13 protein-coding genes are annotated in these 12,246 nt (G+C 66.4%); 5 read left to right on the top strand and 8 right to left on the bottom strand.

The window, feature by feature from the left end; all coding sequences use genetic code 11:
* Positions 1-87: 87 nt before the first annotated feature.
* Entirely contained in the window at positions 88-1,611 is a 1,524-nt protein-coding gene (locus AB0M65_RS36625; RefSeq protein ID WP_364038652.1) for an MFS transporter, read from the bottom strand.
* Positions 1,612-1,732: 121 nt separating this feature from the next.
* Between AB0M65_RS36625 and AB0M65_RS36620 the strand changes: the two genes are divergently transcribed.
* A complete protein-coding gene (locus tag AB0M65_RS36620) occupies positions 1,733-2,410 on the top strand; it encodes a TetR family transcriptional regulator (protein WP_364038649.1) in 678 nt (225 codons plus the stop codon).
* A gap of 281 nt (positions 2,411-2,691) precedes the next feature.
* Here the strand turns inward: AB0M65_RS36620 and AB0M65_RS36615 are convergent, their stop codons facing one another.
* Positions 2,692-3,642, bottom strand: coding sequence for a hypothetical protein (locus AB0M65_RS36615; RefSeq protein WP_364038646.1), 951 nt, complete (start codon positions 3,640-3,642; stop codon positions 2,692-2,694).
* Between the two features lie 227 nt (positions 3,643-3,869).
* On the opposite strand from AB0M65_RS36615, the gene AB0M65_RS36610 reads away from it, so the two are divergent.
* Positions 3,870-4,070 carry a PspC domain-containing protein gene (locus tag AB0M65_RS36610; protein WP_364038643.1) on the top strand — a complete coding sequence of 67 codons (201 nt, stop codon included), beginning with the start codon at positions 3,870-3,872 and terminating at the stop codon, positions 4,068-4,070.
* A gap of 28 nt (positions 4,071-4,098) precedes the next feature.
* On the opposite strand, the gene ugpC is transcribed toward AB0M65_RS36610, so the two are convergent.
* The 6 genes from ugpC to AB0M65_RS36580 all read right to left on the bottom strand — a co-directional run bounded on the left by ugpC (position 4,099) and on the right by AB0M65_RS36580 (position 10,436).
* Positions 4,099-5,277: a sn-glycerol-3-phosphate ABC transporter ATP-binding protein UgpC gene (ugpC, locus tag AB0M65_RS36605; RefSeq protein ID WP_364038640.1), complete on the bottom strand. Its 1,179-nt coding sequence runs from the start codon at positions 5,275-5,277 to the stop codon at positions 4,099-4,101.
* Positions 5,278-5,280: 3 nt separating this feature from the next.
* Positions 5,281-6,123, bottom strand: a complete 843-nt coding sequence (locus AB0M65_RS36600) for a carbohydrate ABC transporter permease (RefSeq protein ID WP_364038637.1) — start codon at positions 6,121-6,123, stop codon at positions 5,281-5,283.
* Positions 6,123-7,073, bottom strand: a complete 951-nt coding sequence (locus tag AB0M65_RS36595) for a sugar ABC transporter permease (protein WP_364038634.1) — start codon at positions 7,071-7,073, stop codon at positions 6,123-6,125. The genes AB0M65_RS36600 and AB0M65_RS36595 overlap by 1 nt, the downstream gene beginning before the upstream one ends.
* Positions 7,070-8,392 (bottom strand): ABC transporter substrate-binding protein, encoded by a 1,323-nt coding sequence (locus AB0M65_RS36590; RefSeq protein ID WP_364038631.1) that lies wholly within the window; start codon positions 8,390-8,392, stop codon positions 7,070-7,072. The genes AB0M65_RS36595 and AB0M65_RS36590 overlap by 4 nt, the downstream gene beginning before the upstream one ends.
* Positions 8,393-8,650: 258 nt before the next feature.
* Entirely contained in the window at positions 8,651-9,169 is a 519-nt protein-coding gene (locus AB0M65_RS36585) for a general stress protein (protein ID WP_364038628.1), read from the bottom strand.
* Between the two features lie 64 nt (positions 9,170-9,233).
* Positions 9,234-10,436: an acyl-CoA dehydrogenase family protein gene (locus AB0M65_RS36580; protein WP_364038625.1), complete on the bottom strand. Its 1,203-nt coding sequence runs from the start codon at positions 10,434-10,436 to the stop codon at positions 9,234-9,236.
* 156 nt (positions 10,437-10,592) lie between these two features.
* On the opposite strand from AB0M65_RS36580, the gene AB0M65_RS36575 reads away from it, so the two are divergent.
* Genes AB0M65_RS36575 through AB0M65_RS36565 form a run of 3 tightly spaced genes read left to right on the top strand, consistent with a single transcriptional unit; the run spans position 10,593 to position 12,034 of the window.
* The gene (locus AB0M65_RS36575; protein WP_364038622.1) at positions 10,593-10,904 is read left to right on the top strand and encodes a DUF4190 domain-containing protein; all 312 of its coding nucleotides are present in this window, start codon (positions 10,593-10,595) and stop codon (positions 10,902-10,904) included.
* 32 nt (positions 10,905-10,936) lie between these two features.
* Entirely contained in the window at positions 10,937-11,356 is a 420-nt protein-coding gene (locus tag AB0M65_RS36570; RefSeq protein WP_364038619.1) for a DUF4190 domain-containing protein, read from the top strand.
* A 48-nt stretch (positions 11,357-11,404) separates the two neighbouring features.
* Complete coding sequence (locus tag AB0M65_RS36565; protein WP_364038616.1) at positions 11,405-12,034, top strand: DUF4190 domain-containing protein; 630 nt, start codon at positions 11,405-11,407, stop codon at positions 12,032-12,034.
* The last annotated feature ends 212 nt before the right edge of the window (positions 12,035-12,246 follow it).

The raw sequence follows: 12,246 nt of genomic DNA, 5'->3' as shown, positions 1-12,246 counted from the left end.
GGGTCCCCATAGGACAAATTTTGTCCTATGGGGACCCCTCATGACACTTCGGGGAGCAAAGTCCGTCTGCCCTGCCGCGTACGAGGCCTACATGTGCACCGCGACCGGGGCGTCCGAGGAAGCGCCTTCAGGAGCGCGGGCCGGGGCACCCGACCGCAGCAGCAGCCCGCAGATCACCGCACCGGTGACGAAGATCCACCCGCCCCACACGAAAGCGGTCGTGTAGCTGTGCACCGCGGCTTCGGCCGCGAGTTGCGGCGAGGGGGCCTTTCCCGCCATGAACGACACCGCCGCGTTCCCGGCGAGCGTGCTCAGCAGCGCGGTCCCGATCGAGCCGCCGACCTGCTGCGCGGTGTTGACCGCCGCCGACGCGACACCGGCGTCATGCGTGTCGACGCCGAAGGTCGCGACGCTCATCGCGGGCGCCATCGCGAGGCCGATGCCAACACCCATGATCATCAGCGGGAAGAGCACGCCGCTGGAGTAGGTGCTGGCGGTGTCGATGGCCGATAGCCAGAACAAGCCCAGTCCGGCGATCAGCATTCCCAGTGACACCAACGGTTTCGCGCCGAACTTCGGCAGCAGCACGGCCGTCGCCGACGTCGCGCTCGCCATCAGGGTGGCGACCATCGGCAGGAACGCGAGGCCGCTCTGCACCGGCGTGAACCCGAGGTTCAGCTGGATGTAGAAGGTAAGGAACAGGAAGATCGAGAACATCCCGATGGCGAGCAGGAACATCGCGAGGTACGAGCCGCCGCGATCGCGGTCGAGCAGGACACGCAGTGGCAGGAGCGGGTGTTCGGCCCGCTGCTGGATCACCACGAACGCGGTCAGCAGCACGACACCGGCGGCAAGGAAACCCCACACCGAGATCGAGGACCACGAGTCACGCTCGGCGTTCGCGAAGCCGTAGACCAGGCCGAAGAAACCGACGGACGCGGTGATCGTGCCCGGGATGTCGAGCTTCGGGCGCGGGCCGTCGGTTTCGGCGTTCTTCAGCAGCACGGCGGAACCGGCGAACGCGATCACCGCGAAAACGATGTTGACGTACATCGACCAGCGCCAGTCGAGGTATTCGGTGAGCACGCCGCCGAGCAGCAGGCCGATCGCCGCACCGCCACCACCGATCGCCCCGAAGACGCCGAAAGCCTTACCGCGTTCCTTCGGATCGGTGAAGGTCGTGGTCAGCAGCGACAGGGCCGCCGGAGCGAGAAGGGCACCGAAGACACCTTGCGCGGCGCGGGCGATGAGCAGCATTTCGATACTGGTCGCGGCACCGCCGATCGCCGAAACGAGGGCGAAGCCGGCGAGCCCGACGAGAAACGCGCGTTTGCGGCCGAAGAGGTCCGCGAGCCGTCCGCCCAGCAGGAGCAGGCTGCCGAACGCGAGCGCATAGGCGGTGACGACCCATTGGCGGGCGTCGTTCGAGAAGCCGAGGTCGTGCTGGGCCGACGGGAGCGCGATGTTCACGACGGTGGCGTCGAGCACCACCATCAGCTGGGCGAGGCCGATCATCACCAGGATCAGCCATCTTCTGGCGTGGTGCGGGTTGGTGTGCTGCGCGGCCGCGTCCCCCGGCGGCATGACGACAGCGGTGGATGACTCAGGCATAGAGGCGTTTCCTCACCGATAGTGACGAAGAAGCTATGTGGAGTAGGTATCTCCCCTTCCGGTGGCCAACGTACCCGAAAAGCGGAGAAGCGTCCTCTACTTTGTTTGTTAAGCTGGACCAATGGCTCGGGACCTCGCTCCCGCCGCACCGGCGCGGCCGCTGCGGCGCGACGCTGAACTCAATCGGCAGCGCATCATCGCGGCAGCACGCGATGTCTTCGGCGAACGCGGACTGGAGGCGACCCTCGACGACGTCGCACATCACGCCGGCGTCGGCGTCGGCACCGTCTATCGCCGGTTTCCCAGTAAGGAACACCTGGTCGAGGCCATGTTCGTCGACCAGTTCGAGACGATCCGCAAGCTCGCCGAAGAAGCCCTCCGCGCTGAAGACCCCTGGGAAGGCTTCACCCGCTTCACCTGGCGCGCGGCCGAACTGCACGCCGGCGACCGGGGCCTGCGCGAGGTCATGCTGTCGAACGTCTTCGGCCACGAGCACGTCGCCGAGGCGAAAACCCAGCTCGTGCCGTTGATCACACAGCTCGTCGCGCGGGCGCAGGCCGCCGGTGCCCTCCGCGCGGACGTCGTGCCGACGGATATGCCGCTCCTGCACCAGATGATCGGTTCGGTCATCGAGTTCACGCAGAGTACGCAGCCGGATCTCTGGCGCCGGTGCCTCGCCCTGCTGCTCGACGGCCTCCGCGCCGAACCCGGCGCCGCCACCCCGCTGCCGCATCCGCCGCTGGACTTCGAGGCGCTGGACGAGGCGATGTGTTCCTTCCGGCTACCCAAGCTGCGCTGACCCGCCGCGTTTCGTCCTCTAGTTGCGGCAGACGCCGATCTCGCGTGCCTGAACCCGGAACTCGCGTGCTTGTAGACGGAACATGCGTGCTTGAAGGGGAAACATGCGTGCTTGAAGGCGGAACACGTGCTAGTCGTGAGTTCCGCCTTCAAGCACGCGAGTTGCGCCTTTAAGCACGCGAGTTCCGCCTTTAAGCACGCGAGTTTCGCCTTTAAGCACGCGAGTTCCGGGTTCGGGCACGCGGCGATAAGCGAGGCCCGAGTGGGTAGGGGCCTATTGCGTCAAGGGAGCTTCGGGAAGACCGCCACGGCGACTTCCCTTGCCGCGGCGCAGCCCGCGTCGCCAGCACCGTCGGCACCGCCGGTACCGCCGGCACCGTCGACGCCGACCACCGAGAGCGTCACCTGCTCGACGCGGTCCGGCGTACCCGGCATCGGCCGGTGGGTGGTGACCTGGCAGAACGCGCCCGACGTGGCCACCTGGACCTGCCGCCCGCCCAGTGCCTCGGTCGCGCCCGGCGTGGTGTCCGCGCCGACCGCCAGCGCGACGCTCACCTTGCCGCGGATGCAGCTGTGCCCGGACAGCGCCGGGGCCGGGATGGTCTCGGGACCGGCGGCGGCGTCGAGTTCGTGCTGGTCGAGCAGGGCGCACGGGGCGACGCGGCCCCACGACCGCTGGTCGAGGGTCAGCCGCCCGATCGTCCGTGCGGTGATCACCCCCGCCGCGCTGCCGACCGTCGCGTCGGCGATCCGGCAGCGATTGGCCTGATCAGCCGGGTCCTGGTTGTCGGACGTGACGACAATGGAGAGCCGGATCCCGTCGGCGAAGGTCAGGAGCCGCGTGCAGGCGGTCTCGGCGTTGAACGTCGACTGCTGGACGCTGATGCCCTCGGGCAGGTTCCCCGCGTAGTCGTACGGCTGATTGTTCGGATCCTGCCCGGAAGCGATCGGACCGGTGGTGACGGTGTACCGATTGGCGCCCTCGACGAATTCCAGGTGGCAGAACTCGAAAGAGGCCAGCGGCGGTTTGACGGCGTTTCCGCCACCGATCACTTTCCGCTGGTCGACCAGGCTGCAGTAATCGAGCGACGAGTATTCGCCGAGCGCCTCGGCGGCGGTCAGTGCCTCGTCACGATCCGTGGTCGGCGATGGAGCCGGCGCCGGTCCCGGCGTGGTGCAGGCGGCTGCGAGGAACAGGCCACAGAGGACTGCGATCAGACTCTTCGGGCGCACCGGAGCAGTATCGTCAAAAGCGCCGGGAACACCACCCCTTACGGGCAAAGAACACAGGGGCGACGACGTTTTCCCAGGTGGGTGCTTGACGTCGATTTCACGCCCTTAGGGGTGCGTTTCGTTCCGCGGTGTGATGCGCGCGGGCCGCCACGCGACGAAAATGGGTTTCACACACCGGGTCGAATCCACCGCTCCTGACCCACTGTGACGACCGAGAGGGAAGAACCATGAGCAACTCCGTAGCCACCCGCCTGACCCGCCCGCGCCAGGGCCGCATGATCGGCGGCGTCTGCGCCGGTCTCGCCAAACGCTTCGGCACCACGCCGGGCAAGGTCCGCCTGATCGCCGTGCTGTCCTGCCTGCTGCCGGGCCCGCAGTTCCTGATCTACCTCGTCCTCTGGCTCGCCCTGCCCGAGAGCGAATACTGATCCCGGGCAGAGCGAACCGGAGAGCTGACTAAGCGGTGTAGGTCAGGTTCTTGCCGCTGGCCCCGTCGAACAGCTTGATCTTGTCGGCGTCGAACCACAGCTCGACGTTCTGGTTCTCCGCCGCCGCGGACGCCGCGGAGAGCCGGGCCACGATCTGTGACTCGGAGCCCGGGACGTCCGAGGATCCGCTGTCGGCGGCGAGATCCGCGAGGTCGGACGACGACGCGGCCTCTCCCTCGACGGAGAAGTGTGCGAACTTCTCCGAACCCATCGACTCGAGGACGTCGACGTGGGCGGTGAACGTCGCGCCCTCGCGGGCGGAGGCGTCCACCAGCGCGGCGTCCTCGAAGTGCTCCGGCCGGATACCGACGATGACCTCACGCGGCGCGTCGGCGGCCTCGGCGAGGCTCCGGACCCGGTCGGTGAGCGGGATGTCGCCCAGCGCGCTGCGTGCGATGCCGTTCTCGAGCGTCGCCGACACGAAGTTCATCGACGGGCTGCCGATGAACCCGGCCACGAACAGGTTCGCCGGGTTGTCGTAAAGGAACTGCGGCGACCCGATTTGCTGTACGTGTCCACCGCGCAGCACGACGACCCGGTCGCCGAGAGTCATCGCCTCGGTCTGGTCGTGGGTGACATAGAGCGTGGTGGTGCCCAGCTGCTTCTGGATCTTCGAAACCGACGTCCGCATCTGGCCGCGGAGCTTCGCGTCCAAGTTGGACAGTGGCTCGTCCATCAGGAACGCCTTGGGGTTACGGACGATCGCGCGTCCCATCGCGACACGCTGCCGCTGGCCACCGGAGAGGTTCGCCGGTTTGCGGTCCAGATGCCCGGTCAGGTCGAGGATCTGTGCCGCCTCTTCGACCTTCGCGCGCACGATCTTGTCGTCGACCTTGGCCAGCCGCAACGGGAACGCCATGTTCTCCCGCACGCTCATATGCGGATACAGGGCGTAGGACTGGAAGACCATCGCGATGTCGCGGTCCTTCGGCGCCTTTTCGTTGACACGCTTGCCGTCGATGCGCAGTTCACCGGAGGAGATGTCCTCCAGGCCGGCGACCATGTTGAGCGTCGTGGACTTCCCGCAGCCCGACGGGCCGACCAGGATGATGAACTCGCCGTCGGCGATGGTGATGTCCACTTCGGACACGGCGAGGGCACCGTCGGGGTACTTCTTGGACACCTTCTCGAGCACAATTTCAGCCATGGGTCAGCCCTTCACCGCACCGGACGTCAGCCCCGCCACGATGCGACGCTGGAACAACAACACGAACAAGATGATCGGGACGGTGATCACCACGGCGGCCGCGGAGATCGTCCCGGTCGGGTCTTCGAACTGCGAGGACCCGGTGAAGAACGACAGCGCCGCCGGGACCGTGCGCGAGGCCTCGGTCGAGGTCAGCGAGATCGCGAACAGGAAGTCGTTCCAGCAGAAGATGAACACCAGGATCGCGGTGGTGAACACCCCCGGCGCGGCCAGTGGCGCGATGACCTTCCGGAACGCCTGCGCCGGGGTCGCGCCGTCCATCTTCGCCGCTTTTTCCAGCTCCCACGGGATTTCCCGGAAGAACGCGGAAAGCGTGTAGATCGACAGCGGCAACGCGAACGTGATGTACGGCAGGATCAGCCCCGGCCAGGTGTCGAACAACCCCAGCTCACGTTCGATGTTGAACAACGGCGTCACCAGCGACACCTGCGGGAACATCGCGATCAGCAAGGACATCCCGACCAGCAGCTGCTTGCCGGGGAAGTCCAGCCGCGCGATCGCGTACGCCGCCATCGTGCCGAGGACGACCGCGATCACCGTCGCGATGATCGCGATCCCGATCGAGTTCACCAGCGCGCGGATGAACTCCGTGGTCTCGAAGATGTCCGCGTAGTTCTGCCACGTCCACTCCGACGGGATGAAGTTCCCGTCGTCCAAGGTCTCCTTGGTCTTGAACGAAAGCGAAACCACCCACAGCACGGGAACCAGCGCGAAGACCAGGACCAGGATGTCGACGAGGCCCCACCTGAGTTTGCGGCCGGAAGTGACCGCTCCACCCATCACCATCAGCGCTTACCCCCGTTGTCACTGCCAGGTGCGGCCGTGCCGAACACCTTGATGAAGAGGAACGCGATGATCGCCACCGTGATGAAGATCAGCACGGCCATCGTCGATCCGATACCGAGGTTCAACCCCTTGACCAGGTTGTTGTAGGTCTGCATCGACACCGACGACGTATCCTGCGCGCCGTTGGTGAGCACGAAGATGTTGTCGAAGATGCGGAACGCGTCGAGGGTACGGAACAGCAGCGCGACCAGGATCGCCGGTTTCATCACCGGCAGCATCACCTTCGTGAACCGCTGCCACGCCGTCGCGCCGTCCATCGCCGCGGCCTTCAGCAGGTCGTCCGGCACCAGCGCCAGCCCGGCCATCAGCAGCAGCGCCATGAACGGCGTCGTCTTCCACACTTCGGCCAGCACGATGATCGCCAGCGATGGCCAGTACTCGGTCAGTGGCGCGGTGTCCGGGAAGAACAGGTTGGCGAGGTAGCCCGTGTCCGGGGTCCAGGCGTAGTACCAGGAGAACGCCGCGACCACCGTCACGATGCCGTACGGGATCAGGGCGACCGTCCGCACGAGGCCCCGGCCGACCAGCGTCCGGTGCATGATCAGCGCCAGACCCATGCCCAGCACGAATTCGATCACCACCGAAACGATGGTCAAGCCCATCGTCGTCCCGAACGCCGTCCACCAGTACCCGTTGGACAGCACCGCGATGTAGTTGTCGAGCCCGACGAACTCCTGCTGCGCGGGGAACCGGAGGTCGTAGCGCTGCAGGGAGAGCCAGATCGAGTAGATGATCGGATACCCGGTCACCGCGATCATCACGAACGCGGCGGGCGCGCACAGCCACAACCCGAGTCTGCGCTCGGCCTTCTTTCCTTCACTGAGAACGGGTTTGGGCTTCTTGCCCGTCCCGCTCTTCGTTGCCGACGAGGCGGTTTCCTGCACGGTCACGGGATCACTCCCTTCGACTGGAGCGCGTCGGCGAGCTGCTCGCGCAGCTTCTCCGCCGTCTTCCGCGGATCGATTTCAGAAGGCGGGGAAAGCACCTTCGACAACACGGTCGAGGCGTTCTGGTACGCCGGGGTCAGCGGGCGCACCGCGGCGTCCTTGAGCGCGTCCAGGATCGTTTCCCGCATCGGATACGTCGTGTCCATGCTCGGGTTGTCGGCGCCGACGGCGGCCGTCGGATCGAGCGGGGCCGTGTCGGTGTAGAGCGATTCGAGCGTCGGCGGGACACCGTCCTTGAGCGCGGAGAACTTCTGGTTCTTCTCGTTGCGCAGGCACAGCGCGACCTCGTAGGCCTCGGCCTTGTGCTTCGAAGTCGAGCTGACCGCCAGGTTGTAGCCACCGATCGTGGTCTTGGCGGGCTTTCCCGCTTCGAACTCTGGATAAGTGGTCCACTTGAAGTGCTGGAGTGCGTCCTTCTTCTCCTTGGCGTAGGAGGCGTAGACGAACGGCCAGTTCAATTCGAAGGCGGCGTTCCCGCGCTGGAAGGACTGGCGGACCTCGTCCTCCTTCGAGTTGGTCAGCGACGGGTCGGTGATCCCGGCCGTGGCGACCTTCTTGAGCATTTCCAAGGCCTTGACAGCGCCCGCGTCCATCACGACGGATTTGCCGTCGTCGGAGAGGATCTTGCCGCCCGCCGACTCGACGAGGGTGTTGTAGATGACGACGAGGCCTTCGTACTGCGCGCCGGTGAACACGACGTTCGCCGGTTTGCCCTGCGCCTTGAGCGCCTGTGCCTGCTGGATCATCTCGTCCCAGGTCTTCGGCGGCGTCGGCGTCAGCCGGTCGTCGTACCAGAGCAGCTGGACGTTGGTGTTCTTGGTCGCCGCGTAGAGCTTTCCGTTCCACGTGGCGGTTTCGAGCGGTCCCGGAAGGACTCCGGCGGTCGCCTCGGCCTTCGCCGCCCCTGTCCATTCATCGGCCCAGCCCGCCTCGGCGAACTCGGAAACCCAGGTGACGTCCAGCCCCAGTACGTCGAGTGAATCATCCCCAGCCGCCAAGCGGCGCACCATCTGTTCCCGCTGGCCGTCGGCCGGGCGCGGGAGCTTGTTGTAGACGACCTCGTATCGCCCGCCCGATGCCTTGGTGCAATCGTCCACAACGGACTGAAAGTTGTCTTCGGGCGCGTAGTACACATTGATCTTCAGTCCGGAACCGGATCCGCAACCGGCCAGCAGGCCGGCCGTCAGCGCTGTCGCGCCGAGTAGCGCGGCGGCGCGGCCCGGCGAGCGGCCGCTCCGGCTCGCGCTCATCCTCTTCCCCATGAGGGCCTCCTCACCCGCGCGCACGCCCGGGATGTGGCGGACCGGCAGGCACTAGGACGCGTTGAAGCAAGCCGCGCGCCAGCACCCCGACGTGCTAGTGCTCGGGCGAACACGATGGAGTACGCGTCCGCCCGACTGGTGTTGTGCAACCTATTCCGGGCGATCATCGCCCGCAAGCAGTATCGGTAACGATTCAGCGGATCGCACGGCGAACAGCTGAACCCGTACCGCCGAATGTCAGTGGTCCGGTCCCCGTCGTCACCGGTCAGGGCGATGCGGGCGCAACGCGAGCTGCGCGAGGAGCTCTCGGGCCTGCTCCGCCGACCTCGGCTGGCAGAGCACGTCGTACCGGCCGGCGACCAGCTGACTCGCGGAGGAGAAGTCGCGGCGGGACACGCTGTAACTGATGGCCGCGAAGACCGTCCAGGCCAGAATCCCGAGTACGAGCCCGCCGATCACCGGCTGCCACGCGAAGCCCTGGTTGTTAAACATGCCCAGCAACAGGCCGATGATCAGGCCGAACCAGGCACCCGACACGGCACCGGTGCCCAGCACGCGACCCCAGCTCAGCCTGCCTACGACCCGTTCGACGAGCATCAGGTCGACGCCGACGATGGTCACGTCGGTGACCCCGAACTCCTTCTCCGCGAGGAAGCCGACGGCGTGCTGCGCTTCGCCGTACGTCGCGTAGGAGCCGATCGGCCAGCCGGAAGGCGGTGTCGGCAGCCTGGGTAGTCCACCCGCGGCCCGTCCGCTTCCGCCAAAGGGAGCACTCACGTAATCACCTCTCGCCTGTCCTTGCCCATCTTCTCAAGGACGGGCGAAAGGCGCGAACGTGAGTTCAGGAACGGGACTTGTACTCGCGGAGCAGGCCCCGGCTGATGATGGTCTTCTGGATCTCGCTGGTGCCCTCGCCGATGAGCAGGAACGGCGCCTCACGCATCAGGCGCTCGATCTCGTACTCCTTCGAGTAGCCGTAGCCGCCGTGGATGCGGAAGGAGTCCTGGGTGACCTCGGCGCAGTACTCGCTCGCGATCAGCTTCGCCATCCCGGCCTCGACGTCGTTGCGCTCGCCGGAGTCCTTGAGGCGGGCGGCGTTGACCATCATCAGGTGCGCGGCCTCGACCTTGGTGGCCATCTCGGCGAGTTTGAACGCCACCGCCTGGTGCTCGGCGATCGCCTTGCCGAAGGTCTTGCGTTGCTGGGCGTACTCCACCGCGAGTTCGAACGCGCGGATCGCGATCCCGCACGCTCGCGCGGCGACGTTGACGCGGCCGACCTCGACACCGTCCATCATGTAGGCGAAGCCCTTGCCCGGGGCTTCGCCGAGGACCATGTCCGCGCCGATCTTGAAGCCGTCGAAAACGGCTTCGGTGGTGTCGACGCCCTTGTAGCCCATCTTGTCGATCTTGCCGGGGATGGTGAGGCCAGGAGCGACCTCGCCGAAGCCCTCGGGCTTCTCGACCAGGAACGTCGTCAGGTTCTGGTGGGCCTTCTCGGCACCTTCGTCGGTCTTGACGAGCAGGGCGATCAGGTTGGAGCTGCCGCCGTTGGTGAGCCACATCTTCGAGCCGTCGATGACATAGTGAGCACCGTCGTCGTTACGCCGGGCGCGGGTCTTGATCGCGGCGACGTCGGAACCGAGGTCCGGCTCGGACATCGAGAACGAGCCGCGGACCTCGCCGGTCGCCATCCGCGGCAGGAAGTGCTGCTTCTGCTCCGGCGTCCCGTGCCGGGAGATCATGTGCGCCACGATGAAATGCGTGTTGATCACGCCGGAGACGCTCATCCAGCCACGCGCGATCTCCTCGACCACGAGCGCGTAGGTCAGCAGCGATTCGCCGAGGCCGCCGTACTCCTCCGGGATGGTGAGGCCGAACAGCCCCATTTCCTTCATCCCCTCGACGATGTCGGTGGGATAGGTGTCGGAATGCTCGAGTTCCTGCGCGCGCGGGATGACCTCCTTGTCCACGAACTGGCGGACCGTGGCCAGGATTTCGGACTGCACGTCGGTCAAGCCGGCGGTCTGGGCGAGGCGAGCCATCGCTGCTCCCTTGAGTCGCGCGCACCGGTCTCCCGGCACTGGGTTACCGGTGAGTATGACGCGAACACGGAGACCTCGCTATGAGCGCAGTCACGCGTACGCCATCCGTGATGACGGCGCTACAGTGGCCGTCGATCACAGTCCGAGGGGGACGACATGACTCAGCAGCCCTTTGGCGGGTTCCCGCCGCAACAGCAATACGGCTTTCCGCACCAGCCCGTGAGCCGCGATTCCGGGCTGGCCGTCGCCGCCCTGATCTTTTCACTCTTCGGGCTGATCGGGCTGGTGTCCGTGATCCCGGGGATCGTCATGGGTCACGTCGCCTTCGCCAAGGCCCGGCGCGGGGAAGCGGGCGGGAAGGGCATCGCGCTGGCCGCGTTCGTCGTCGGCTACCTGATGATCATCCTGTACGCCATCGCGATTCCGGTCGTGCTGAACATCGCCGCGAAACACGGGGCTTTCCGCTAGCGATACGGTCCTGAGCCGACGAGGGGACCAGCATGACGAATCCGCCCGACCCGTACGGACAGCATCAGCCTTATGGACAGCAGCCTTATGGACAGCATCAGCAGCCATCCGGGCAGTTCGAGCAGCCGTACGGTCTACAGCCGTACCAGCCGCCGCCGGTCTACGTCCAGCAGCCATACCCGTACGCCTATGTGCGGCCGCCGGACCAGGGCATGGCGGTGGCGTCGCTGGTGTGCTCGCTGATCGGCCTGGTCATGTGCTTCCCGGCGCTGCTCGGGATCATCTTCGGCCATATCGCGCTCTCGAAGGCCAAACGCGGCGAAGGGGGTGGCCAAGGCATGGCGCAGGCCGGGATGATCATCGGCTACGTCATCACCGCGCTGTGGCTGATCCCGGTCATCCTGTGGTTCGTGTTCGTGGTGCTGGCGATCGGTGCCGCGGGCGTCTCGTGACCGGTTCCCGGATACGGTGGTGTCCCGCACGAATCAGGGGGCAACCGGATGAGCAGTTCCGACTCGCAGGACACACCGTCGACGTCGTCCTACACCGACTCGAACACCTTCTCGGACCCGACGTCCGCGTCTTCGTCCGAAACGGTGTCGAGCCCGTCGCCGTCGGAACCACAGCAGTTCCAGCAGCCCGCTCCGTTCGAACAGCCCGCTTCGGACGTCCCCGCTCCGGTGGACGCCCCCGCTCCGGCCGAGCCGCCGCCGTACGCGCAGGCCATCGACCCGCTGACCGCCGAACCCGTACCTTCGCCCAGCCCCGGCTTCGCCACTCCGGACGTCTTGGCTGCTCCGCCGGTGTACGCGTCTCCGGCGGTCGCGTACCCGCAACAGTCCTACAGTCAGCCGTACAGCCCCTACGCGGCCGCGGCGCCGCGTCGTCCGCAGGAAAACGGGATGGCGATCGCCGGGCTGGTGTGCTCGATCGTCGGGATCTGCTCGTTCGTGACCGTGATCGTCGGGCTGATCCTGGGGCACATCGGACTCGCGAAGGCGAACCGCGGCGAGGCGGGCGGACGCAACATGGCGCTCGCGGCGGTGATCATCGGCTACGTCGTGCTCGCGCTGTACGTCGGCTTCTTCGGCACGCTGATCGTCCTCGGCGTCAACGGCGAACTCGACTGACCATCGGGGGAGCAAGGGACCTTTGCTCTCCTGATGGCCGCTGACCTGCGGAAAGGTGGCGTTCGAGCCTGGGCACACGGCGGAAGGCGCCTGGTGCGAAGGTGGCTTTCGCAACCCCGCCCGGCCGTCGCCGCGATGGGCGACTTTGCCAGGTGAGGGTCCGGCCACCCCACTGCGCGGATGTCCTGAAGGCCCCCTTTGAGACGTTGAAC

This window comes from Amycolatopsis sp. NPDC051071, assembly GCF_040682875.1.
Taxonomy (GTDB): Bacteria; Actinomycetota; Actinomycetes; order Mycobacteriales; family Pseudonocardiaceae; genus Amycolatopsis.
This window is presented reverse-complemented; position numbering and strand designations above follow the sequence as displayed.